We start from the raw sequence: 23511 nt of genomic DNA, 5'->3' as shown, positions 1-23511 counted from the left end.
CGGGTCCGTCAGGCGCTCTCGTCGGCGAGTTGGCGGACCGCGTCCGCGAACGCCTCGCCCCGCTTGTTGTAGTTGACGAACATGTCCATCGAGGCACAGGCCGGCGCCAGCAGTACGGTGTCGCCCGGCTCGGCGAGCCGTGCCGCCTCCCCGACCGCGGCGGACATCGCCCCAGTGTCGGTCCGGTCGAGGTCGACCACCGGCACCTCGGGGGCGTGTCGCGCCAGGGCTTCGCGGATCAGCGCGCGGTCGGCGCCGATCAGCACGACGCCCCTCAGCCGCTTCGCCGCCCCGGTCACCAGCTCGTCGAAGGTGGCGCCCTTGGCGAGGCCGCCGGCGATCCAGACGATCGGCTCGTAGGCCGCGAGGGAGGCCTCGGCGGCATGGGTGTTGGTGGCCTTGGAGTCGTCGATGTACGTGACCCCGCCGACCTCCGCGACCCGTTCGATGCGATGCGCGTCGGGGCGGAAGGCCCGCAGCCCGTCGCGCACGGCCTTCGGCGGTACGCCGAAGGCGCGGGCGAGCGCCGCCGCGGCCAGGGCGTTGGCGATGTTGTGCGGGGCCGGCGGATCGACGTCGCCGACCTCGGCGAGCTCCTGGGCCTGCTTCTGCCGGTTGGTCACGAAGGCCCGGTCGACGAGGATGCCGTCGACCACGCCGAGCTGCGAGGGCCCCGGCGTGCCGAGGGTGAACCCGATCGCCCGGCAGCCCTCCTCGACGTCGGCCTCGCGCACCAGGTCCTCGGTCGCACCGTCCTGCGCGTTGTAGACGCAGGCGATGCTGTTGCCCTCGTAGATCCGGCCCTTGTCGGCCGCGTAACCGGCCATGGAGCCGTGCCAGTCGAGGTGGTCCGGGGCCAGGTTGAGGACGGCCGCCGAGTGGGCGCGCAGCGAGGGCGCCCAGTGCAGCTGGTAGCTGGACAGCTCGACGGCGAGTACGTCGTACGTCTCGTCGCCGAGCACCGCGTCCAGCAGGGACACCCCGATGTTGCCGACCGCGGCGGTGCGCAGCCCGGCCGCTCCGAGGATCGAGGCGAGCATCCGTACGGTCGTGGTCTTGCCGTTGGTTCCGGTGACCGCGAGCCACGGTGCGGCGTCCCGCCCTCGCAGCCGCCAGGCGAGTTCGACGTCGCCCCAGACGGGGACGCCCGCCTCGGCGGCTGCCAGGAAGAGCGGCTTGCCGGGCTTCCAGCCGGGAGCCGTGACGACGAGCTCGGTGGACTCGGGCAGGGTGTCCCCGTCGCCGAGGCGCACGGTGATTGCCTCCCGTCGCCCACCGCCCTCGCCGGAGGCGCTGCGCGCCGCAGCCCATTCCTCCAGCTCGGCGGCCTGGGCGCGGGAGCGCTCGTCGTCACCGTCGTCGACGACGGTGACGAGGGCGCCGCGCTCGTGCAGGGCACGGGCCGCGGGGATACCGCTGACACCGAGCCCGGCGACCGTGACGTGTTTGCCCTGCCAGTCCACGTTGCTCACTTCTTGGCTGCCCAACCTGCGTAGAAGAGGCCGAGACCGACGATCACGCACATGCCCTGGATGATCCAGAAGCGGACCACGACCAGGACCTCGGACCACCCCTTGAGTTCGAAGTGGTGCTGGAGCGGCGCCATCCGGAAGACCCGCTTGCCGGTCATCTTGAACGAGCCGACCTGGATGACCACGGACATGGTGATCATCACGAAGAGGCCGCCGAGGATGGCGAGCAGGAACTCCGTGCGGGAGCAGATCGCGAGGCCTGCCAGGGCGCCGCCGAGGGCCAGCGAACCGGTGTCGCCCATGAAGATCTTCGCGGGCGAGGTGTTCCACCACAGGAAGCCGAAGCAGGCGCCCATCAGTGCGGAGGCGACGACCGCGAGGTCGAGTGGGTCGCGCACCTCGAAACACGCCTGGGGGTTGGTCAGGGTGGTCGCGTTGGCGCAGGACTCCTGGAACTGCCACAGCCCGATGAAGGTGTACGCGCCGAAGACCATCACCGAGGCACCGGTGGCCAGGCCGTCCAGACCGTCCGTCAGGTTCACGCCGTTGGACATGGCGAGAATCATGAACAGCGCCCAGACGCAGAACAGCACCGGGCCGATGGACCAGCCGAAGTCCTCGACGAACGAGAGCCGGGTGGACGCGGGGGTGTTGCCGCGGATGTCCGCGAACTGGAGGGAGAGCACGGCGAACGCGATGCCGACGATGAGCTGGCCGGCCATCTTCGCCTTGGCCCGCAGACCCAGCGAACGCTGCTTGACGATCTTGATGTAGTCGTCGAGGAAGCCGACGAGGCCCATCCCGGCCATCAGGAACAGGACGAGGACACCGGAGAAGCGCATCTCCTCGCCGGTGATCACCTTCGCCAGGACGTACGCGATGATCGTCGCCAGGATGAAGGCGATACCACCCATGGTGGGCGTGCCCTGCTTGCTGCCGTGGGTACGCGGGCCGTCGTCCCGGATGAACTGCCCGTAGCCCTTGCGGGCCAGAAGTTTGATCAGCAGCGGAGTGCCGACCAGGGTCAGGAAGAGCCCTATGGCTCCCGCGAAGAGGATCTGCCTCATCGGACGGCGACCTCGCCCTCGGTCGCGTTCTCCAGCAGTGCCAGGGCGACCTTCTCCAGGCCGACCGACCGGGACGCCTTCACCAGCACGACGTCTCCCGGGCGCAGTTCACTGCGCAACAGGTCGACGGCCGCCTGTGCGTCGGACACGTGCACCGACTCCTCACCCCACGAACCCTCGTTATATGCGCCCAGTTGCAGCCAGGAGGCTTCTCTTCCTCCGACAGCGACGAGCTTGCTGACGTTGAGCCGGACGGCGAGCCGTCCGACAGCGTCGTGCTCGGCGAGCGACGCGTCGCCGAGCTCGGCCATCTGACCGAGCACCGCCCACGTACGTCCCCCTCCCGCCCGTGAGGCCTTACCCATGGCAGCCAGCGCACGGAGTGCGGCTCTCATGGATTCGGGGTTCGCGTTGTAGGCGTCATTGACGACCGTCACACCGTCCGGACGCTCGGTGACCTCCATGCGCCAGCGGGAGAGGGTGCCCGCCCCGGAGAGCGCCTCGGCGATCTCAGTCACGGACATGCCCAACTCATGGGCGACGGCGGCCGCGGCGAGCGCGTTCGACACGTGGTGCTCACCGTACAGGCGCAAGGTCACGTCGCTGCACCCGGTGGGTGTGTGGAGCGCGAAAGCGGGGCGGCCGTCGTCCGTGAGCCGGACGTTCTCTCCCCGTACGTCCGCTTCCGGGGCCTCTCCGAAGAGGAGCACCCGTGCCTTCGTGCGGGACGCCATGGCCCGCACGAGCGGATCGTCGGCGTTGAGCACGGCGACGCCGTCCTCGGGAAGGACCTCCACGAGCTCGCCCTTGGCCTGGGCGATCGCCTCGCGGCTGCCGAACTCGCCGAGGTGGGCGCTGCCGACGTTGAGGACCAGGCCGATCCTCGGCGGTGTCAGCTGGGCGAGGTAATGGATGTGGCCGACCCCGCGCGCGCCCATCTCCAGGACGAGGTGGCGGGTCTCGGCGGTGGCGCGCAGCGCGGTGAGCGGCAGGCCGATCTCGTTGTTGAGGGACCCCGGGGTCCAGACGGTGGGCGCCTTGCGCTCCAGCAGCTGGGCGATGAGGTCCTTGGTGGAGGTCTTGCCGGCCGAGCCGGTCAGGGCGACGACGGTGGTGCCGAGGCGTTCGACGACGGCGCGGGCGAGGGTGCCGAGCGCCGCCACGACGTCGTCGACGACGATCGCCGGCACACCGACGGGACGGGCGGCGAGCACGGCTGCCGCTCCCGCCTCGACGGCGCGCCGCGCGTAGTCGTGGCCGTCGACCCGCTCGCCCGCGAACGCGGCGAACAGGGAGCCTTGCCGCACCTCTCGGGAGTCGATGACGACGGGGCCGGTGACGGTGACGGACCGGTCCGGTATGTCGTGCGGCTGCCCGCCGACGATTTCGGCGATCTCGGCGAGGGAAAGGGCGATCACTTGGTCATCCCTGACTGTTGTTCTCGTGGGTGTGTGCGCGGTCCTCGGGGGCGTGCACGGCGCTCGTGCGCCCCGAGGAGCGCTCGATGGCCTCGCGCAGGACCTTGCGGTCGTCGAAGGGGCGTACCACCCCGTGGATGTCCTGGCCCTGCTCATGTCCTTTTCCGGCCACCAGCACGGTGTCGCCGGGCTCGGCGCGGGCGACGGCCGCGGCGACGGCCGCGGCCCGGTCCGCGTCGACGAGCACGTCGCCGCGCTCGTGGACGGGTACCTCGGCGGCGCCCGCGAGCATGGCGGCGAGGATCGCCAGGGGGTCCTCGGAGCGGGGGTTGTCGGAGGTCAGCACGGCGGTGTCGGCGAGCCGGGCCGCGGCGGCGCCCATCGGGCCGCGCTTGGTCGTGTCACGGTCTCCTCCGCAGCCGAGCACGATGTGCACCTTGCCCTCGGTGACCTTCCGCAGGGAGCGCAGGACGGATTCCACGGCGTCGGTCTTGTGCGCGTAGTCGACGACCGCGAGGTACGGCTGTCCGGCGTCGACGCGTTCCAGCCGTCCGGGGACACCGGGGACGGACGCGACGCCGTCGGCGGCGGTCTGCGGGTCGACCCCGGCTGCGGCCAGGGTGACGATCGCGGCGAGGGTGTTGGCGACGTTGAACGGGCCGGGCAGCGGGGCCGTGGCGGCGATCCGCTCGCCCTTGGGGCCGATCACGGTGAAGTTGCTGTCCCGGGGGCCGACTTCGACGTCCTCGGCCCGCCAGTCGGCGTCCGGGTGGCCCTCGGCGGAGAAGGTGACGACCGGGACGGACGCCTCCTCGACCAGCCTGCGGCCGTACTCGTCGTCGAAGTTGACGACCCCGAGCTTGCTGCGCCGGGGGGTGAACAGCTGTGCCTTCGCCTGGAAGTAGTCCTCCATCCCGGAGTGGAACTCCATGTGCTCCGGGCTGAGGTTGTTGAACACGGCGACGTCGAAGACACAGCCGTCGACGCGGCCGAGCACCAGGGCGTGGCTGGAGACCTCCATGGCGACCGCCTCGACGCCGCGTTCGCGCATGACGGCGAACAGGGCCTGGAGGTCGGTCGCTTCCGGGGTGGTGCGCTCCGACTTGATGCGCTCGTCGCCGATCCGCATCTCGACGGTGCCGATCAGCCCGGTGCTGCGTCCGGCGCCGCGCAGCCCGCCCTCGACCAGATAGGCCGTGGTGGTCTTGCCGGAGGTGCCGGTGATGCCGATCTGCAGGAGGCCGATGCCGGGCCGCCCGTAGATCTCGGCGGCGACGCCGCCCATCCGGCCGCGGGGATCCTCGGTGACCAGGACCGGAAGGCCGGTGGCGGCGGCGCGCTCGGCGCCCGCCGGGTCGGTGAGGATCGCGGCCGCGCCGAGACCGGCGGCCTGGGCGGCGAAGTCGGCACCGTGGAATCGGGCGCCGGGCAGGGCCGCGTACACGTCCCCGGGGCGCACGGCCCGGGAGTCGTGGGTGATTCCGGTGACCTCACCGGCGTCCTGCGGTCCGGCGCCGAGCCTGGCTGCCAGCTCTCCGAGGGAAGTCGGCCGGAGCCGGTCCGGTCGGGGCGCTCCCGGATAGGTCACAAGCGCGTCCTTCTGAGTGGTTTGGAACTGATCAGCGTGGGGCACGGCCGTGAGCGTACCGGGCCGACCCGGCCTCTCGCGAAGCGAGGGGCCATGGTTGCGGTACTTCTCGTTCCGGTTCCCGGGATCGGGGGTGATGGTCGTCACTGGGTGCTTCCCGGGTCACTCGCCGGGCTCGAAGGACACCGGCAGCCGGGCGGGATCGCTGCCGGAGGGCGCGGTCTGGAGGGTCTTCAGGGCGAACTCCATGACCTTCTTGTAGATCGGACCGCAGATCTGGCCGCCGAAGTAGCTGCCCTTGGTGGGGTTCTGGATCGCGCAGTAGACGGTGACCTGCGGATTGTCGGCCGGGGCGAAGCCCGCGAAGGAAGCCGTGTAGCCCTTGTAGACGCCGCGTACGGGATCGACGCGGTTGGCCGTCCCGGTCTTGCCCGCGACCCGGTAGCCCTGGATGTGGGCCTTGGTCCCGGTGCCCTCCCGGTCGTCGACCACGGACTCCAGCATCTTCGCCAGGGTCTTGGCGGTCTTCTCGCTGACCACGCGGGTGCGTTCGGGGGCGTCCGACGCCGTGTACCGGCCGTCGGCGCCCTTGGTGCCGCGGACGAGGGTCGGCTCGATCCTGACCCCGCCGTTGGCGATGGTCTGATAGACGGACGCGGCCTGCATGGCGTTGAGCGAGAGGCCCTGACCGAACGGGATCGTGTACTGCTGCGAGGTCGACCAGTCCTGGGGCTTGGCGAGGATGCCGGGCGACTCCCCCGGGTAGTCGAGCCCCGTGGTGCTGCCGAGGCCGAATTTCCGGAGGTACGAGTACAGGACCTCGTTGGCCTCCGACTGGGTCTTCCCGAGCTGCCCGGTGGCCAGAATGGTGCCGATGTTGCTCGACTTGGCGAGCACCCCGTTGAGCGTGAGGTACCAGGTGGGGTGGTCGATGTCGTCCCTGAACGCCCGGTCCCCGCGGTGCAGCCGGTTGGGGACGGTGACGTGCGTGTCGGGGGTCGCGACCCCCTCCTCCAGCACTGCGGCCATGGACATGACCTTGCTGGTGGAGCCGGGCTCGTAGACGTCCTGGAGCGCCGCGTTGCCCAGGGCGGCCGAGTTGACCTGCGAGAGGTCGTTCGGGTCGAAGCCGGGGGCGTTGGCCATGGCCAGCACCTCGCCGGTCCTCGTGTTCTGGACGATCACATAGCCGCGGTCCGCCTTCGACTTCCGCACCTGGTCGGCGATGGCCCGCTGGGCCGCCCACTGGATGTCGCGGTCGATGGTCAGCTCCACGTCGGCGCCCTCGACGGCCGGGATCTCCTCGGATCCTGCGGTGGGTACCGGACGGCCGCCGGCCTGCGCGTACCTGATCTTGCCGTTCTCTCCCTGGAGCTGACCGTTCAGCTGTGCTTCCAGGCCCCCGCCGCCCTTGCCCTCGGCATTGACGAATCCCAGTATCCCGGCGGCGAGATCCCCGTTGGGATAGACCCGCCTGGTGGTGGGCTCCTGGAGGACACCGGCCAGCACGTCGGCGCCCGGGCCGCCGTCGGCCTTGTCCTCGGCCGCCTTCTCGGCGAAGACGGACTTGAGGTCCTTGATCTGCTTCCAGACCTGCGGGGTCTGCCGCCTGGCCAGCACGGTGTAGCGGCTCTTGGGGGTGGAGAGCTTCTTCGTCAGCTCCGCCACGTCCTTGCCGAGGATCGGGGCGAGCAGCGCCGCCGCCTGCTGCGGCGCGTCCGGGGCCTTGCTGTCCTCGGGGGTGAACATCTTCGGGTCGGCCGTGATGTCGTGCGCGTCGACGCTGGTGGCCAGGGCGATTCCGCTGCGGTCGGTGATCTCCCCGCGTTCGGCGGCGATCGTGTACTCGAGGTAGCGGTTCTTCTCGGCCTTGGCCGCGTACGCGCTGGCGTCGACCGCCTGGACCTGGAGGAGCCGGACGACGAAGGCCAGCATGACGAGCGTCAGGCAGAGGCTGATCAGGCGCAGTCGCGGGCGCGGGTTGCCGAGCCGGATGGACTGCGGGGCGCCGCCCCGCGAGGACCGTGGGCGCGGCCGGCCGGGCGAGGAGCGCTGGCGCCCGCTCTCCCGGCGTGCGGAGGGCCGTGGCCGCCCGGAGCCGCTCGCACCGTTACGGGGGCGCGCGGGGCCGGGGACACGGCGGCGCGGCGGTTCCTTGGACGGCACTGCGTCACCTGCCGGGACTCGTCGGGGGCGGAGTGGTGGAGGTCGTGGGCGGCACCGGGGCGGCCGCGGAGGACTCGGCCGGACCGGAGGACTCGGCCGGACCGGCGGTGGCACTCGCCTCCGGCAGGGGAGCGACCGTGGTGGACGGCTCGGCGGTGGCCCGCTCGGGCACCCCGCGGACGGTGCCGTCCGGATTCAGGAAAGCGGGGTTGCCGCCGGGCACCATGCCGAGCCGGCGGGCGCGCCGCTCCAGCGCGTCCGGCTGGGAGTAGCCGTCGACGTCGCGCTGCAGAGCCTGCTGCTCGTCGGTGAGTTCGGTGGTCTCCCGCTTCAGCTCGCTCAGCCGGAAGGAACCCTCGTTGAGCGCCGAGTTCAGCAGCAGCAGCGAGATCAGGCCACCGGCGAGGAGGAGCACGACCAGCAGGACGAAGGGGGTACGGGCAGCGGTGCTCGGGCCCGACGGCATCAGCCGGGCGAGCCGGCCGGCCCGCCCCTTCATCTGCTCGGCCGCCCTGGTCACCGCTGCTCCCCCGCCCTTCCCGGCCTCCGGCCGTCCCGGCGGGGCGCGCTCACCGCTCCTCCTCGCGGATCCGCTGGGCGCCGCGCAACCTGGCGGGGGCGGCCCGCCGGTTCTCGGCGACCTCCTCCTCGGTGGGCAGTTCGGCGCCGCGGGTCAGCAGCTTCAGACGGGGCTGGTAGCGCTCGGGGACGACGGGCAGGCCGGGGGGCGCCGTGTTGGCCGCTCCGGCCGCGAAGACCTGCTTGACCAGCCGGTCCTCCAGCGAGTGGTACGAGAGGACGGCGATCCGGCCGCCGACGGCGAGGCTCCGTACCGCGGCCGGAACGGCCCGCTCCAGGACGGTGAGTTCGCCGTTCACCTCGATGCGCAGGGCCTGGAAGGTCCGCTTGGCCGGATTGCCGCCGGTGCGCTTGGCGGCCTGCGGCAGGGAGTCGCGGATCAGCTCGACCAGTCGGGCACTGTTGCTGAAGGGTTCCTTCTCGCGCTCGCGTACGACGGCGGAGACGATCCGCTTGGCCTGCTTCTCCTCGCCGTACGCGCGCAGGATCCGCACGAGCTCACCCGGCGGGTAGGTGTTGAGCACCTCGGCGGCGCCGATGCCGGTCGTCTGGTCCATGCGCATGTCGAGCGGGGCGTCCTGGGCGTACGCGAATCCGCGGTCGGCCTCGTCCAGCTGCATGGAGGAGACACCGAGGTCGAACAGAACGCCCTGGACCTTGGGGACCCCGAGCCGGTCGAGGACCTCGGGCAGCTCGTCGTAGACGGCGTGCACCAGGGTGGCCCGGTCGCCGTACGGGGCGAGGCGCTCGCCGGAGAGCCGCAGCGCCTCCTTGTCGCGGTCCAGTGCGATCAGCCGGACGTCAGGGAAGGCGGCGAGCAGGGCCTCGCTGTGGCCGCCGAGCCCGAGGGTGCAGTCCACGACCACCGGTGGCTGTGGTCCTGTCGCCTCCAGAGCCGGGGCCAACAGGTCCAGGCACCGCTGGAGCATCACCGGGACATGTCGGGTCTGGCTCAATGCGCCCTCTCAGGCTCTGTCCCGTGTGGCTGCACGTGCGGTCTGGTCCCCGCCCGCTCGGAAGGGGAGGTCCGCCGACGCCGGGGAAGGGGCGTCGGCCGACCGACGAGCGGGAGAGGGCCGGGCCGCATGTACACCGCACATCACGGGGAATTCGAAAACATGCAAACTGTGCACAAAGTGCGGTCGAGTCGGTAACTTCGCGTCACTTTAGTCCACCCTGCCATTCGATCGATTCCCGATCAACGAACCCGGCAGCGCGTCGCACCACTCGCACGGTCCGGGACGCTCACCCGGCCGGACGCAGGACTGTGAGGCTTGTGGATTACCTCACAACAAGTCTCGTTGACGTTCTTTGTCCCTTTCCGCAGGACGCCAGGAGCCGCCGCGAGAGCTAACGTCTGAGCCATGTCGACTTCCGCTCAGTCCCCTGCCGAGACCGATGCCCCTGTCGCAGGTGCGGCCCGATCCGGCGGGACGGTCACCGACCGGCTCGTCGAGGCGAACGCCCTCTACGCGAACGAGTTCCGCGACCCCGGCATGGACGCGCGCCCGGTGCTCCACGTCGCCGTGGTCGCCTGCATGGACGCCCGTCTGGACCTCCACGACGCGCTCGGCCTGGAGCTGGGCGACTGCCACACCATCCGCAACGCGGGCGGTGTGGTCACCGACGACGTCATCCGGTCGCTGACCATCAGCCAGCGTGCGCTCGGCACCCGCAGCGTCATCCTCATCCATCACACGAACTGCGGCCTCGAGAGCATCACCGAGGAGTTCCGGCAGGAACTGGAGCACGAGGTCGGACAGCGTCCGGTCTGGGCGGTGGAGGCCTACACGGACGCCGACCAGGACGTGCGGCAGTCGATGCAGCGCGTGCGGACCTCACCGTTCCTCCTGCACAGGGACGACATCCGCGGTTTCGTCTTCGACGTGACGACGGGCCGACTGCGCGAGATCCTGCCCGCGTCCTGAAGCGGCGCACCCGCGATTATCGACCGACATACGGCCCACACCCGGCGTTTCACCCCTAGTTGTCCACAGGCGAGTGACACGAAGCGGTAACGGCAACAAGAATGCGGGTGTGACAGTCTCCGGGTCCTCCGGAGCGTGTCCGTATTTCGGGGCGGGCCGCCATTCCTGTGCGTCGGCCCGTGCGCAAAGGGCCGAGGAGGGCCGGGTGACGACCTATGACGATCGAGCGAGCCTCACAGATCTGACCACCACAGCGGAGCAGGTGCGCAGGTCGGTGGAGGGTGTGATCGAGGGCAAGCCTGAGGTCGTACGGCTTTCGCTGACCGTACTGCTCGCGGAGGGCCATCTGCTGATCGAGGATGTGCCCGGGGTCGGGAAGACGATGCTGGCCAAGGCACTGGCGCGGTCCATCGACTGCTCGGTGCGGCGCATCCAGTTCACGCCTGACCTGCTGCCCTCGGACATCACCGGGGTGTCGATCTTCGATCAGCAGCGCCGCGACTTCGAGTTCAAGCCCGGCGCGATCTTCGCCCAGATCGTGATCGGCGACGAGATCAACCGCGCGTCGCCGAAGACCCAGTCGGCACTGCTGGAGTCGATGGAGGAGCGCCAGGTCACGATCGACGGGGAGACCTACGAGCTGCCCAGTCCGTTCATGGTCGTCGCCACGCAGAACCCGGTGGAGATGGAGGGCACGTACCCGCTGCCCGAGGCTCAGCGGGACCGGTTCATGGCCCGGGTGTCGATCGGCTACCCCAGCGCGGAGGCCGAGCTCCAGATGCTCGACGTGCACGGCGGGGTCTCGCCGCTGGAGGACCTGCAGCCGGTGGCGCACGCCCACGACATCGTGAAGCTGATCGACGCGGTCCGCATGGTCCATGTGGCCGAATCCGTACGGCGGTACGCGGTGGACCTGGTGGGGGCCACCCGTCATCACCCTGACCTCAGACTCGGTGCCTCGCCGCGTGCGACGCTGCATCTGCTGCGTGCGGCCAAGGCGTCGGCCGCCCTCGGCGGGCGGGACTACGCCCTGCCGGACGACGTCCAGGCGCTCGCGGTGGCGGTGCTCGCGCACCGGCTGCTGCCCACCGCCCAGGCGCAGCTCAACCGCCGTACCGCCGAGCAGGTCGTGCTGGAGATCCTGCAGCGCACGCCCGTGCCCACCTCGGGCGACGCGGCCGCCCCCGCGCAGCCGCAGCCCGGCCGCCCGGTCTACGGCCAGCAGCCCGGCGCACGGCGGCTGTGATGGCGGCCGGAGCGCCCGGCCCCGTGGACAACGGCGACGACAAGGGCGGTCCGCGGGCCGCGCTGAGCGGTCTGACGACACGGGGGCGGTCCTTCCTCGCCGCCGGTGTCGCCGCCGGGGTCTGCGCCTATGCACTGGGTCAGGGCGATCTGCTGCGGGTCGGGCTGCTCCTCGCGGTGCTGCCCCTCATCTGTGTGACGGTGCTCTACCGCACCCGTTACCGGGTCGCGGGCAGCCGGCGGCTGTCGCCGTCGCGGGTGCCCGCGGGGTCGGAGGCGCGGGTGCATCTGCGCATGGACAACGTGTCCCGGCTGCCCACGGGTCTGCTGATGCTGCAGGACCGGGTTCCGTACGTGCTCGGCCCACGCCCCCGGTTCGTACTGGACCGGGTGGAGGCGGGCGGCCGGCGTGAGGTGTCCTACCGGGTCCGGTCGGACCTGCGCGGGCGCTACCCGCTGGGGCCGTTGCAACTGCGGCTGAGCGATCCGTTCGGAATGTGCGAGCTGACCCGTTCCTTCAGCGCGTACGACACCCTCGTCGTCGTCCCCCGCACCGAGCCCCTTCCGACGCTGCGGCTGGCGGGCGAGGCCTCCGGATACGGGGACGGCAGGCAGCGTTCGCCGGCCCTGGCCGGCGAGGACGACATCATTCCGCGCGGCTACCGGCACGGGGACGACCTGCGCCGGGTGCACTGGCGCTCCACCGCGCGCTACGGCGAGCTGATGGTGCGCCGCGAGGAGCAGCCGCAGCGGGCCAGGTGCACGGTGCTGCTGGACACCCGTCGGGTCGCGTACCAGGGGGCCGGGCCGGATTCCGCGTTCGAGTGGGCGGTGTCGGGTGCGGCTTCCGCACTGGTGCACATGCTGGAGCGCGGCTTCGCCGTGCGGCTGGTGACGGACGACGGGAATGGTGTGCCGGGCGGGAGTGCCGACGGATTCGCCGGATCCGCCCAGGAGTCCGCTGAAGCGGCCGGCCTGATGATGGACACCCTCGCGGTCGTCGATCACTCCGACGGGGGCGGTCTCTCCCGTGCGTACGACGTGCTGCGCGGGAACAACGAAGGGCTGCTGATCGCGTTCTTCGGTGCTCTCGACGAGGAGCAGACGGCGGTGGCGGCCCGGATGCGGCAGCGCAGCGGCGCCGCGGTCGCGTTCGTGCTGGACGGCGCCGACCGGGCGCGTGGCGGGCAAGGGGCTCCCGCGGCGCAGGCTGCCGACCGTCTGCGGCTGCTGCGCGAGGCGGGGTGGACGGCCGTGGCGGTTCCGCCGAGGGCCGGCCTGGCCCAGCTCTGGCAGCAGGCGGGGCAGGAGCGCTCCGTCGGACAGCCCGGCGCGGCCGGTGCGACGACGGGTTTCTCCGGGGGATGGTCATGAGCGGGCGTACTCGACTGGCGCTGTGCGCCTTCGCGGCGACGATGACGGCGGCGGCGGCCATGCTGCCCCTGGTCGAGCCCTCGAAGTGGATCCTGCATGCGGCCTTCCTGCTGGCGATCCAGGGCGCCGTGGGGGCACTGGCCCGCCGGGTGCCGCTGGCCCGGATCCTGACGGTCTCCCTGCAGCTGCTGGTCACGCTGCTGATGCTGACGGTGTCGTTCGCCAGGGAGCACGCCCTGTTCGGGGTGCTGCCGGGCCCGCGGGCCGTCCAGCGGCTCGCGGATCTGCTCACCTCGGGCGCCGACGACGTCAGCAGGTACGACACCCCGGCACCCGCGACGGACGGCATCCAGCTGATGCTGGTCGGCGGGGTGCTGCTGATCGGGCTCACCGTGGACGTCCTCGCGGTGACGTTCCGTACCGCGGCGCCGGCCGGTCTGCCGCTGCTCGCGCTGTACTCGGTCGCGGCCGGGCTCTCCGACGGAGGAGCGGGCTGGCTCTGGTTCCTTCTCGCGGCGTGCGGCTATCTGCTCCTGCTGCTGGCCGAGGGCAGGGACCGGCTGTCCCGGTGGGGACGGGTCTTCGGCGGTGCTTCGCCTTCCTCGGGGGGTCTGGCGTCCGGCTTCGAGGGGCCCGGACACGCCGTCGCGCCGGTGCGGACCGGGCGGCGTATCGGCGCGGTGGCGCTGGGTGTCGCGCTGGTGGTTCCGGCGGCCCTGCCCGCCCTGGACGGCGGGCTGCTCAGCGGCACGGGCGGAGGCAGCGGCAGGGGTGGCGGCGGCGGCACGATCTCCGCGGTGAACCCGCTGGTCTCGCTGCAGGACAACCTCAACCAGCCGGAGAACCGGGAGGTGATGTCGTACCGCAGCAACGCCACGAACCCGCAGGACATGTACCTGCGCATCCTGGCCCTGGACCAGTTCGACGGAGGCGAGTGGCGGCCGTCGACCCGCCGGCTGAGGGACGTTCCGGACAGGCTGCCGCAACCGGCGGGCCTGAGTCCGGACGTCGCCGTCACGGAGATCAGGACGAACATCTCCGCGTCGGCCTCGTACCAGCAGACGTATCTGCCGCTCCCCTACCCGGCCAGCGAGGTGGACGTCGAGGGCCGCTGGCGGTACGAGCCCGAGGGGCGCACGCTCGTCGGCGACGACGGCCAGACGACGCGCGGCGCCCGGTACGAGGTGAGCAGTCTGGTGGTGGAGCCGACCTCCGCGCAGCTCGCCGGGGCGATGGCACCGCGTTCGGAGCTGGCGCGTGAGTACACGCGGGTTCCCGGTTCGCTGCCCGACGTGGTTCCGAGGACCGCCGAGCGGGTGACGCAAGGGGCCGCCAACGACTACGAGCGAGCGGTGAGGCTGCAGGACTGGTTCGCGTCCGAGGGCGGTTTCCGTTACGACACGACGGTGACGTCGGGGACCGGCACGGCGGCGATCGAGCGCTTCCTGCGGGACAAGGAAGGCTTCTGCGTCCACTTCTCGTTCGCGATGGCCGCGATGGCCAGGACGCTGGGTATCCCGGCGCGGGTCGCGGTGGGCTTCACACCCGGCACGGTCCAGGCGGACGGCTCCCTGTCGGTCGGGCTGCGGGATGCGCACGCCTGGCCCGAGCTGTATTTCGAGGGTGTGGGCTGGACCCGCTTCGAGCCGACCCCGTCCCGGGGTACCACCCCGTCGTACACCCGGCCGGAGGCTCCCTCGGACGGCCCGAGCAGCCCGGCGCAGCCGTCGGAGGGCACCTCCGCGGCGCCCACGGCCGCGCCGTCCGTCTCGGAGACCTGCCCGGAGCAGATGCGGCGCCAGGGTGAGTGCGGTGCGTCGGCGGCTCCCGTGCCGGTGGACTCCGGCGGCCCGTGGACCACGGTGAGAACGGTGCTCCTGATCGGGCTCGCTGCCCTGGTGGTGCCGGCGCTCCCGCTGCTGCCGATGTTCTGGCGGCTGCGGGCCCGCTCACGGAGGCTGGGCCACTCGGGCGGCCGGACGCCCGCCGATGCCACGGCCAGGGTCCTGGCCGCGTGGCGGGAGATCACCGATACGGCCTGGGACCACGGTATTCCGCCGGACGAGTCGCAGACCCCGCGCAAGGCGGCGGCACGCGTCGTTCGGCTGGGGACGCTCGACGGCGCCGCGGCCGCCGCGGTCCATCGGGTGGCGGGGGCCGTGGAGCAGGTGCTGTACGCACCGGAGCCCCGCGCGGCCACCGGCCTGTCCGAGGATGTGCTGACCGTGCGGGCGGGGCTGCGCGCCACCGCCGGCCGTACCGGGCGGCTGCGGGCGACGCTGGCGCCACGTTCGGCCGTTCGGGTGATCTGGGCGGTCTCGGAGCGCCGGGCGGCTCTCGCCGCACGGTGGGCGAACCGCCCGGCCCGCGACAGCCGGCCGACCCGCCTGCGCCGCCCGTCACGCCAGCAGGGATGACCCGGCCCCGCCCCGCCCTCGCGCCGGTGGCGCCCAGGGGCGGGCCGGCTCGTCACAGGTCCTGTTCCGGGACGGTCCGGGCGGCAGCACGGCCTTGCCCGGCTGCCCGCCCGCCGCGGGCCGGTTCCGGGCGGGCAGCCGGGTATGTCACAGCGGTCGGGCTCGGTGAGCAGACCCTCTCGGGCGGGTCTGCTCCGCCCTCCGGGTGGGCGTGGGCGGGCTCGGGGCGGAGACGTCCGAGGGGCGGTCGCATGGCTGCGACCGCCCCTCACACATGAGGTCCAGCGTCAGGCTCTCGGCGCACGCGGCCGGATCCCGGGGCGGGGCGGGACTGCCCTGCGCCGGCCGGGGAACGGTGCGTTCACTGGCCCTGTTCGTCGCGGCGGCGCTGCCACCGCTGCTCGATCCGGTTCATCATCGACCGGCGTTGCCTGGGATGTCGGCGTTCGCCGCCGCCCCCGCTCCCCGCCGGCTGCTGCTCACCGGGCTTGGGCGCTTTGCGCCACCCGGTGACCGCCAGCACGGCGCAGCCCAGCATGACGAGGAATCCCACCACGCTGATCCAGATCTGCTGGGCGACCATTCCGGCCATGAGGAGCGCGATACCCACCAGAAAGCCGGCCACCGCCTGGTAGACCCGTCGCCGGGTGTACCTGCGCAGCCCGCTTCCCTCAAGCGCTGTAGCGAACTTGGGATCTTCGGCGTACAGCGCTCGCTCCATCTGCTCGAGCATTCGCTGCTCGTGCTCCGAGAGCGGCACGGAGTCCTCCTCGTCGTCGGCCGCGGGGGGCGACCGGTATGCGGCCCTTCCAGGATAGGCAGGGATTCGCCCCCGTGAAACCCGCCCACTAGCCCTAGCCAGTCCGGACCGCCATGTCGGCTCGGCTGCTGAGGCGTAGATTCCCCGACCTCCGATCCGTCATGCCGGATGGTGTCACCCGATCATACGGGGCCCGCGCCCCGATCGGGTGCTCCGGGCCGTACTCCGTCTGCAGCTGCGTTGCTGATCAGCCGTGCTCCGGCCGCCCCGCCGGCACCGCTCAGGCGCGCTTCTCGCCCAGAACGTGCAGCTGGGTCGCCACCGCGTGGAAGGCCGGCAGTTCCGCGACGGCCGCCTCGAGGCGGAGGAGGGCCTCCATCGCCCCGGGCTCGGTGTCCACCAGAGCGCCCGGTACGAGGTCCGCGAAGACCCGTACGCCGTGGACCGCGCCGACCTCGATGCCCGCGGCGGTGACCAGCTCGGTCAGCTGCTCGGCGGTGAACCTGCGGGGCACGGGGTCGCCCTCGCCCCAGCGTCCGGCCGGGTCCGTCAGCGCCTGCCGGGCCTCGGTGAAGTGGCCGGCGAGCGCACGGGCCAGGACGGCACCGCCGAGCCCGGCACCGAGCAGGCTGAGGGCGCCGGACGGACGGAGCGCGTCGACCGCGTTCCGTACGCCCTCGGCGGGGTCGTCCACGTACTCCAGGACGCCATGGCACAGGACCGCGTCGTAGCCGGCGCGGTCCACCACCTCGAACAGGCCCAGAATGTCGCCCTGGACTCCGCAGACCCGGTCGGCGACCTCGGCCTCGGCGGCGCGGCGCTCCAGCGCGAAGAGGGCGTTGGGGCTGGGGTCGACCACCGTGACACGGTGGCCGAGCCGGGCGACGGGCACCGCGAAGTTCCCGGTGCCGCCGCCGGTGTCCAGCACGTCCAGGGCCTCCCTGCCGGTCGCCTCGGCCCGGCGCTCGAGAGCGTCCTTGAGGACCTCCCAGACCACAGCAGTACGGAGGGAGGCACGGGGGCGCAGCTGGTCCGACACGGCAGTTGACTCCTCGGCACGGTGCCGCCACGGACGGCGGAGCGTGAACGGTGCAGGTGATACGGGTGCTCTCCACCCTATTGCCTCGCACCGCCGTCCTGGTCCCCCGCGTCGGGCCACGACACGGGGGAAGCCCGACGGGCTGCCCGGGCCGCTACCCGAGCCGGTCCTTGCGCGGCTGCGGCAGGACCGGCTGGAGCACCAGGAGCCGTTCGACCAGGCGCAGGAACATGGCCGCGTCCCGCAGCAGGTCATCGGCGTCCCGCCGGGTGGCCGCGCCGGGTATGCCCGCCTCCGCACGGGCGCGGCGCGCGGCCCCCGAAGCGAACAGGGCACTCCATTCGGTGAGTTCGGGCGCTATCTCCGGGAGGACCTCCCAGGCGCTGCGGATCCTCTCCCGGCGGCGCCTGCTGGTTTCGGGCCGGCCACGGGCGGCGAGCACGGCCGCCGCGGTGCGCAGTGCGGCCAGATGAGCGGTGGCGTACCGCTCGTTGGGCACGTCGAGTACGGCGGCCTCGTCCAGTCCGGTGCGGGCCTGGGCGAGCAGATCGAGAGCGGCGGGCGGCGCCGTGGTGCGGCGCAGAACGGGGTGGACGTCGGTTGCCGGACCGGTCAGTGAGGGGGCAGGGCTGCCTGAGCGGCGCCGCGGGGCAGCGGCTGCGGACGAGCTGGCCATGACGAACCTCCTGTCGTCGTGTGACGGCTTCGTGGCCGTATGTATCCATCGTGACGGATACCACTGACAATCCCTCAGGAATACCCCCTGACCTGGCGTTCTTCCCGCATATCCGAACACCTGCCCACCCGGACGCGCGCCACACGGCCCGCCACGCCCGGCGCCCGTACACCAGTTCGCGAGGGTCGGACACGTCGGGCGTTTTGCTTCGGGCGCGAGTTCGGGTAATTTTTTTGCACTGACCAGTCAGTTCAAAAAACATGCCGGACAGAGGGGTGGGGTCGTCGTGGACAGCCCGTACGGGGCGGCAGTGAGCGCCGAGGACTTCGGACTGGAAGGACCCCGCGGCTGGGCCTTCCGGGGCGTGGACTTCACCGCTGATCCCGGATCGCTCGTGGCGGTCGAAGGTCCCTCCGGCTCGGGCCGCACCTGCCTGCTGCTCGCGCTCACCGGCCGGATGCGTCCCACCCGGGGCCATGCGGAGGTCGGTGGACACCGCGTGCCCGGCCGGCTCGCCGCCGTCCGCAGAATCAGCGCGCTGGGGCCGGTCCCCGGCGTCAGCGAGCTCGATCCGGCCCTCACCGTCGCGGAGCACCTGCGGGAACGGGCCCTGCTGCAGCGCCGCTTCGACGGTTCGGTGCGCTCCCTGCTGAGCCCCCGTGCCCAACGGGCCGCCACCGCGCGGGTCGTGATCGACACGGCACTCGAAACCGCTGGGCTGGACCCCGCCACCCTGCCCAAGGCCGAACGGACCTCCGTGCGGGACCTGGAGCGCGTCGAGGCCCTGCGGCTGTCCGTGGCCCTCGCGCTGATGGGCCGTCCGCGGCTGCTCGCCGTGGACGACACCGACCTCAAGCTCTCCGGCACGGACCGCGCCGAGGCCTGGAAGCTGCTGCGCGGTCTCGCCGACGACGGGACGACCGTGCTCGCCGTGTGCAGCGAGGCCCCCGAGGGCGCGCTCACCGTACGGACCGGCCCCCCGCCGAAGGACGGTACGGCCGCCACCGTGGCGGACGAGGAAACGACAGAGGAGGAGACGGCCGATGCGATCGCCGAAACTGGCCGCGCTTGAGCTCAGGCGGTTCGGCAGGGGGCGGATGCCGCGCGCCGCGCTGGTGGCGCTCCTGCTGCTGCCCCTGCTGTACGGCGCGCTGTACCTCTGGTCGTTCTGGGATCCGTACGGGCGGCTCGACAGGATCCCCGTCGCGCTCGTCAACGAGGACAAGGGCGCGAGCACCGAGGGCGAGCGCCTCACGGCCGGTGACGACCTCACCGGCCGGCTGCTGGACTCCAAGGTCTTCGACTGGCACGAGGTCGGCCCGGCCGAGGCCGAGAAGGGCGTCGAGGACGGGACGTACTACCTCTCGCTGACCATGCCCGCCGACTTCAGCGAGCGGATCGCGTCCAGCGCGGGCGACTCCCCCGAGACCGGCGCCCTCCAGGTCCGGACGAACGACGCCAACAACTACATCGTCGGGCAGATCTCCCGGACGGTGTTCGCCGAGGTCCGCAGCGCCGCCTCGACGAAGGCCTCGCGCGGCTTCCTCGACCGGATCTTCATCAACTTCTCCGGTCTCCACGACGCGACGGCCAGGGCGGCCGCGGGCGCCGACGACCTCAGGAGCGGTGTCGCCAGGGCGAAGGAGGGGTCCAAGGATCTCGCGAGCGGACTCAAGGACGCCAAGTCGGGCAGCGGCACGCTGTCCGCCGGGATCATCAAGCTCGACAAGGGCGCGAGCGGCCTGGAGACGGGGTCCCGACAGGTCGCCGACGGCACCCAGGCGCTCGCAGACCAGGTCAACGGGGTGGCCGCCGACGTGCGTCCGTTCCTGAAGGACAACGGCAAGGCGATCGGGGACACCGCCCGGCTGGTCGCCGACTCCTCCAAGGCCGTACGGGACAACCTCGACCTGCTGGTGGAGACGGCGCCCACCGCCTCCGCCACCGCCCACACGGCCTCCGACGACCTGGCGGAGGTCCACCGGATCCGCTGCGAGGAGCAGCCGCTGCCCGACCCCGGCGTCTGCCCCCAGCTGAAGCGCGCCAAGACCGCGGCGGCCGATGTCGCGAAGGTCGCCGACGACGTGAACGCGCTGGTCACCCACCAGAACGGCGACCTGACGGAGCTGCGCACACAGCTGACCACCCTGCGCAAGCAGGCCGACGCCCTCGCGAAGCGCTCACCGGACCTGGACACGGATCTGGAGTCCGCCGTCGCGAAGATCAACGCGCTCAACACCGGCGCCCACAAGGTCGCCAAGGGGGCCGACACGCTCCACACCGGGCTGGGCACCGCGAAGACCGGCGCCGGGAGCCTGGACGCGGGACTGGGGAAGCTCAAGAAGGGCGCCAAGAGCCTCGACAGCGGGCTGTACCGGCTCGGTGACGGTTCGGCGACGCTCGCCCAGGGGCTGAACGACGGCGTCGGGAAGATCCCCGACTACGACAAGAAGGACCGCCACGACCGGACCGGCGTCATGGCCGACCCCGTGCGGCTGGCCTCCACCTCGCTGCACGCGGCACCCAACTACGGCACCGGCTTCGCGCCCTACTTCATCCCGCTCTCGCTCTGGGTGGGCGCGATGGTGGCGTACATGCTGATCCAGCCGCTCAACCGGCGGGCGCTGTCGGCCGGGGCGCCGGCCTGGCGCATCGCCTTCGCGGGCTGGCTGCCGGTCGCCGCCATCGGCCTGCTCCAGGTCGCCGCCCTGATGTCCGTGCTGCACTGGCGGCTCGGCCTGGAGATGACGCACGCCGCCGGCACGATCGGCTTCCTCGCCCTGGTGACCTGCTGTTTCGCCGCGATCGTGCAATGGCTGAACGCCCGCTTCGGCGCGGCGGGACGCATCCTCGTCCTCGCGGTGCTGATGCTCCAGCTGACCTCGGCCGGGGGCACGTACCCCGTACAGACCAGCCCGGGCTTCTTCGGCGCGATCCACCCCTACCTGCCGATGACGTACGTCGTGGACGGGCTGCGCAGGCTGATCACGGGCGGCGGTCTCGGCCCGGTCTGGCAGGCCTGTGCCGTCCTGCTGGCCTTCACCGCGGGGGCTCTGGCGCTGACCGCGCTCTCCGCCCGCCGCAAGCAGGTGTGGACCCTGGACCGGCTGCACCCGGAGCTCAGTCTGTGAGCGCGCGGGAACCTGTGAGAATCGTCGGTATGGACAGCAGTAGCACCACGCGTCGCCAGGCCACCCGGCAGAAGCTCTACGAGGCGGCGGTGACCCTCATCGCGGAGAAGGGCTTCTCCGCGACCACGGTGGACGAGATCGCCGAGCGTGCCGGGGTGGCCAAGGGCACGGTGTACTACAACTTCAAGAGCAAGACCGAGCTCTTCGAGGAGTTGCTGCGCCACGGAGTCGGGCTGCTCACGGAATCACTGCGCTCCGCCGCCGAGGAGACCGAGGAGCGCGACGGCACCCGGGTGGAGGCGCTGGACGCGATGATCAGGGCCGGTCTGGTCTTCATCGACCGCTACCCGGCCTTCACCCAGCTGTACGTCGCCGAGCTCTGGCGCACCAACCGCGCCTGGCAGTCGACGCTCCTGGTACTGCGCCAGGAGGCCGTCGCCGTGGTGGAGGAGGTGCTCCGGGAGGGCGTCGCCAACGGTGAGCTCAGCGAGGAGATCGACATCCAGCTGACGGCAGCCGCGCTCGTCGGGATGGTGCTGGTGGCGGCTCTCGACTGGCAGGCCTTCCAGCCGCAGCGGACCATCGACGACGTGCACTCGGCCCTGTCCCTGCTGCTGCGCGGCCGCGTCAGCGGGCGCTGAGGAGCACCCGGGAACACGTCGGCACACGAGGACGCCGGGCCGGTGGAATTCGATCCCCCTCGAATTCCACCGGCCCGGCGTCCTCGTGACTCCGCAGAACCCTCCCCCGTGACCCCGTTCCCCCGTGGTCCCCGGGCTCTGCGTCGTGCACCCCCGTCGCGTCCGGAGCGCCGCACCGTTCCGCCGCCCCGTGCCGGCGGTCCTGGCGCTGCGCCCCTTCCGTGGGCTCCACTCTGCCGTCCGCGCAGGTGGAGGCCCATCCGCTTTCCTACTCATCTCGCGCACTGGGTAGGGATACTCAGCGCTGTGTGCCGGGGCCCACCCGGGCCGGACCGCGCCTGGTCACGAGGGCGTCCGTGCCCGTACTCCCCTGGTGTTCACGAGACGGGACCCACGCCTGCGCACGAGGAGCGGCGTCCGGCGGGAGCGGGCGGGCACCGGCCTCGCGACCGGCCTGTCGGTGGCACCCCTTAGGGTCTGTGACATGGCACGAATTGCGGTGATCGGCGCCGGCACGGGCGCGATGGCGGCGGCTGCCCGGCTCGCCGTGGCAGGCCACCGGGTGACGGTGTACGAGCGGTCGCGGACCTACGGCGGCTCGCTCGGCCGCCATGCCCGGGACGGCTTCGTCTTCGACACCGGCCCCTCGCTGCTCCATCTTCCGGCGGTCTACCGCGATCTGTTCGTGAAGACGGGCAGGGAGCCGCTGGAGCAGTGCGTCACGCTCACCCAGGTCGACCCGGCGAGCCGCCACCTCTTCGCGGACGGCACCGCGGTGTCGCTGCCCAACGCCTCACGGGCCGGGGTGGTCGGCGCGCTGGACCGGGCGCTCGGGGAGGGGGCCGGCGCCCGCTGGGGAGCGTTCCTGGACCGGGCGGGCATCGCCTGGGACCGGTCGCGCAGGCCCCTCCTGGAGGAGCCCCTGCGCGACGCGCGGGCGCTGGGCCGGGATCCCTACCCGGCGCTGCGCCGCCGCAGGCTGCTGCGCTCCGCCCGGCAGGCACGGACGGTGGCGGAGATCGGCTCCCTGGAGCTGGCGGACCCCCGGCTGGCCGCCCTGCTCGACGGATACGCCCTGGCGTACGGCCTGGACCCCCGTCACGCACCGGCCGCCGCCGCCCTCCTGCCGTACATGGAGGAGACCTTCGGCAGCTGGTACGTCGCCGGGGGGATGCGGGCCCTCGCCGACGCGGTGTACGAGCGGTGCCTGGCCCGCCGTGTGACGTTCGTCTTCGGTGCCGAGGTGATCCGGGTGGCCGAGAAGGACGGCCGGGCCGCCGGCATCGAGCTGGCGGACGGCGAGAGCGTGGAGGCCGACCACGTGGTCCTGGGCGCGCAGCCGCGCCCCGCGCTGTTGCCCGGTCAGGAGTGCTGGCCCGGCGGGACGTCCGGGGAGCTGCAGGGCGTGGAGCACCGCCGGATGCCGGGCCGCTTCCTGGTCCTGCTGTCGCTGCGCGGTGCCCGGGAGGCCGGTGCCGCGCACCGGACCGTGGTGCACCCGGCGGACGGGGCGGCGGAGCAGGAGGCGGTGTTCGGGGGCCGGACCGCGGAGCGGCCCACGGTGACGGTCCTGCGTCCGGACGACCCCGCCACCCGCCCGGACGAGAAGCACGAGGCGGTGACCCTGATGGCGACGGTCGCGCCGCACGGTCCGGTCGACTGGACGGATGCCGCGCTGTGCGAGCGGTTCGCGGACACCCTGATCGGCCGGGCTGCCGAGGCCGTTCCCGGCCTGCGCGAGCGGATGATCCGCTCCGAGGTGCGCACCCCCGCCGACACCGCGGCCGACACGGGCGCCGAGGGCGGTTCGGTACCCGCTCCCGCGCTGGCGGGAGCGGACGGCGCCTGCCTGCACCCCGGGAACCGCACCCCGCTGCCCGGCCTGTATCTGGCGGGCGGCTGGTCACATCCGGGCGGCGGACCGGCCCATGCCGGGATGTCGGGGGCCCTGGTCGCCGGACTCGTCGTGGAGGGCGACGGCTTCCGCGGTTCCCGGTGAGCCGCGGAGCG

Annotated in this window: 18 protein-coding genes; 8 read left to right on the top strand and 10 right to left on the bottom strand. The window is 72.3% G+C overall.

Going from position 1 to position 23511, the window contains the following annotated elements:
• Positions 1-8: 8 nt before the first annotated feature.
• The 7 genes from murD to rsmH all read right to left on the bottom strand — a co-directional run bounded on the left by murD (position 9) and on the right by rsmH (position 9246).
• On the bottom strand, positions 9-1472 hold the full coding sequence (gene murD, locus AB0F38_RS04255) for a UDP-N-acetylmuramoyl-L-alanine--D-glutamate ligase (RefSeq protein WP_361886294.1): 1464 nt from the start codon (positions 1470-1472) through the stop codon (positions 9-11).
• Positions 1469-2539 carry a phospho-N-acetylmuramoyl-pentapeptide-transferase gene (gene mraY / locus AB0F38_RS04250; protein WP_361886292.1) on the bottom strand — a complete coding sequence of 357 codons (1071 nt, stop codon included), beginning with the start codon at positions 2537-2539 and terminating at the stop codon, positions 1469-1471. Before mraY ends, murD begins: the two co-directional genes overlap by 4 nt.
• A complete protein-coding gene (gene murF / locus AB0F38_RS04245; protein ID WP_361886289.1) occupies positions 2536-3957 on the bottom strand; it encodes a UDP-N-acetylmuramoyl-tripeptide--D-alanyl-D-alanine ligase in 1422 nt (473 codons plus the stop codon). Before murF ends, mraY begins: the two co-directional genes overlap by 4 nt.
• Positions 3958-3961: 4 nt before the next feature.
• Positions 3962-5545 carry a UDP-N-acetylmuramoyl-L-alanyl-D-glutamate--2,6-diaminopimelate ligase gene (locus tag AB0F38_RS04240; RefSeq protein ID WP_361886286.1) on the bottom strand — a complete coding sequence of 528 codons (1584 nt, stop codon included), beginning with the start codon at positions 5543-5545 and terminating at the stop codon, positions 3962-3964.
• Positions 5546-5707: 162 nt separating this feature from the next.
• On the bottom strand, positions 5708-7711 hold the full coding sequence (locus AB0F38_RS04235; protein ID WP_361886283.1) for a penicillin-binding protein 2: 2004 nt from the start codon (positions 7709-7711) through the stop codon (positions 5708-5710).
• Positions 7712-7715: 4 nt separating this feature from the next.
• Positions 7716-8231 (bottom strand): septum formation initiator family protein, encoded by a 516-nt coding sequence (locus tag AB0F38_RS04230; protein ID WP_361886280.1) that lies wholly within the window; start codon positions 8229-8231, stop codon positions 7716-7718.
• A gap of 49 nt (positions 8232-8280) precedes the next feature.
• Positions 8281-9246, bottom strand: coding sequence for a 16S rRNA (cytosine(1402)-N(4))-methyltransferase RsmH (gene rsmH / locus AB0F38_RS04225; RefSeq protein ID WP_361886277.1), 966 nt, complete (start codon positions 9244-9246; stop codon positions 8281-8283).
• Between the two features lie 408 nt (positions 9247-9654).
• Here rsmH and AB0F38_RS04220 point away from each other — a divergent pair, with 408 nt between their 5' ends.
• The 4 genes from AB0F38_RS04220 to AB0F38_RS04205 all read left to right on the top strand — a co-directional run bounded on the left by AB0F38_RS04220 (position 9655) and on the right by AB0F38_RS04205 (position 15254).
• Complete coding sequence (locus AB0F38_RS04220) at positions 9655-10218, top strand: carbonic anhydrase (protein WP_361886274.1); 564 nt, start codon at positions 9655-9657, stop codon at positions 10216-10218.
• A gap of 205 nt (positions 10219-10423) precedes the next feature.
• The gene (locus tag AB0F38_RS04215; protein ID WP_361886271.1) at positions 10424-11464 is read left to right on the top strand and encodes a MoxR family ATPase; all 1041 of its coding nucleotides are present in this window, start codon (positions 10424-10426) and stop codon (positions 11462-11464) included.
• Positions 11464-12837, top strand: coding sequence for a DUF58 domain-containing protein (locus tag AB0F38_RS04210; protein ID WP_361886268.1), 1374 nt, complete (start codon positions 11464-11466; stop codon positions 12835-12837). Before AB0F38_RS04215 ends, AB0F38_RS04210 begins: the two co-directional genes overlap by 1 nt.
• A complete protein-coding gene (locus AB0F38_RS04205) occupies positions 12834-15254 on the top strand; it encodes a transglutaminaseTgpA domain-containing protein (RefSeq protein ID WP_361886265.1) in 2421 nt (806 codons plus the stop codon). The genes AB0F38_RS04210 and AB0F38_RS04205 overlap by 4 nt, the downstream gene beginning before the upstream one ends.
• 361 nt (positions 15255-15615) lie before the next feature.
• On the opposite strand, the gene AB0F38_RS04200 is transcribed toward AB0F38_RS04205, so the two are convergent.
• The 3 genes from AB0F38_RS04200 to AB0F38_RS04190 all read right to left on the bottom strand — a co-directional run bounded on the left by AB0F38_RS04200 (position 15616) and on the right by AB0F38_RS04190 (position 17729).
• Positions 15616-16014: a DUF3040 domain-containing protein gene (locus tag AB0F38_RS04200; RefSeq protein WP_361886262.1), complete on the bottom strand. Its 399-nt coding sequence runs from the start codon at positions 16012-16014 to the stop codon at positions 15616-15618.
• A 280-nt stretch (positions 16015-16294) separates the two neighbouring features.
• Positions 16295-17053 carry a methyltransferase gene (locus AB0F38_RS04195; protein WP_361886259.1) on the bottom strand — a complete coding sequence of 253 codons (759 nt, stop codon included), beginning with the start codon at positions 17051-17053 and terminating at the stop codon, positions 16295-16297.
• A 154-nt stretch (positions 17054-17207) separates the two neighbouring features.
• Positions 17208-17729 carry an SAV_6107 family HEPN domain-containing protein gene (locus AB0F38_RS04190; protein ID WP_361886256.1) on the bottom strand — a complete coding sequence of 174 codons (522 nt, stop codon included), beginning with the start codon at positions 17727-17729 and terminating at the stop codon, positions 17208-17210.
• A 286-nt stretch (positions 17730-18015) separates the two neighbouring features.
• On the opposite strand from AB0F38_RS04190, the gene AB0F38_RS04185 reads away from it, so the two are divergent.
• From AB0F38_RS04185 to AB0F38_RS04170, 4 genes are all read left to right on the top strand, one after another.
• Positions 18016-18801, top strand: a complete 786-nt coding sequence (locus AB0F38_RS04185; protein ID WP_361886253.1) for an ATP-binding cassette domain-containing protein — start codon at positions 18016-18018, stop codon at positions 18799-18801.
• Positions 18773-20860 carry a YhgE/Pip domain-containing protein gene (locus AB0F38_RS04180; protein WP_361886250.1) on the top strand — a complete coding sequence of 696 codons (2088 nt, stop codon included), beginning with the start codon at positions 18773-18775 and terminating at the stop codon, positions 20858-20860. The genes AB0F38_RS04185 and AB0F38_RS04180 overlap by 29 nt, the downstream gene beginning before the upstream one ends.
• 29 nt (positions 20861-20889) lie before the next feature.
• Positions 20890-21501 (top strand): TetR/AcrR family transcriptional regulator, encoded by a 612-nt coding sequence (locus AB0F38_RS04175; RefSeq protein WP_361886247.1) that lies wholly within the window; start codon positions 20890-20892, stop codon positions 21499-21501.
• 484 nt (positions 21502-21985) lie between these two features.
• Positions 21986-23500, top strand: a complete 1515-nt coding sequence (locus AB0F38_RS04170) for an NAD(P)/FAD-dependent oxidoreductase (RefSeq protein ID WP_361886244.1) — start codon at positions 21986-21988, stop codon at positions 23498-23500.
• The last annotated feature ends 11 nt before the right edge of the window (positions 23501-23511 follow it).

It is taken from the genome of Streptomyces sp. NPDC025273 (genome assembly GCF_040638585.1).
GTDB classification, from domain to species: Bacteria; Actinomycetota; Actinomycetes; order Streptomycetales; family Streptomycetaceae; genus Streptomyces; species Streptomyces cinereorectus.
Note: the sequence above shows the minus strand (reverse complement) of the source record. Positions and strands in the feature narration are given on the sequence as shown.

Excerpts from the sequence above, each read along its gene's own strand:
- mraY (WP_361886292.1), bottom strand. The coding sequence starts at position 2,539 with ATGAGGCAGATCCTCTTCGCGGGAGCCATAGGGCTCTTCCTGACCCTG.
- AB0F38_RS04220 (WP_361886274.1), top strand. The coding sequence starts at position 9,655 with ATGTCGACTTCCGCTCAGTCCCCTGCCGAGACCGATGCCCCTGTCGCA.
- AB0F38_RS04210 (WP_361886268.1), top strand. The coding sequence starts at position 11,464 with ATGGCGGCCGGAGCGCCCGGCCCCGTGGACAACGGCGACGACAAGGGC.
- AB0F38_RS04205 (WP_361886265.1), top strand. The coding sequence starts at position 12,834 with ATGAGCGGGCGTACTCGACTGGCGCTGTGCGCCTTCGCGGCGACGATG.
- AB0F38_RS04190 (WP_361886256.1), bottom strand. The coding sequence starts at position 17,729 with ATGGCCAGCTCGTCCGCAGCCGCTGCCCCGCGGCGCCGCTCAGGCAGC.
- AB0F38_RS04180 (WP_361886250.1), top strand. The coding sequence starts at position 18,773 with ATGCGATCGCCGAAACTGGCCGCGCTTGAGCTCAGGCGGTTCGGCAGG.
- AB0F38_RS04175 (WP_361886247.1), top strand. The coding sequence starts at position 20,890 with ATGGACAGCAGTAGCACCACGCGTCGCCAGGCCACCCGGCAGAAGCTC.
- AB0F38_RS04170 (WP_361886244.1), top strand. The coding sequence starts at position 21,986 with ATGGCACGAATTGCGGTGATCGGCGCCGGCACGGGCGCGATGGCGGCG.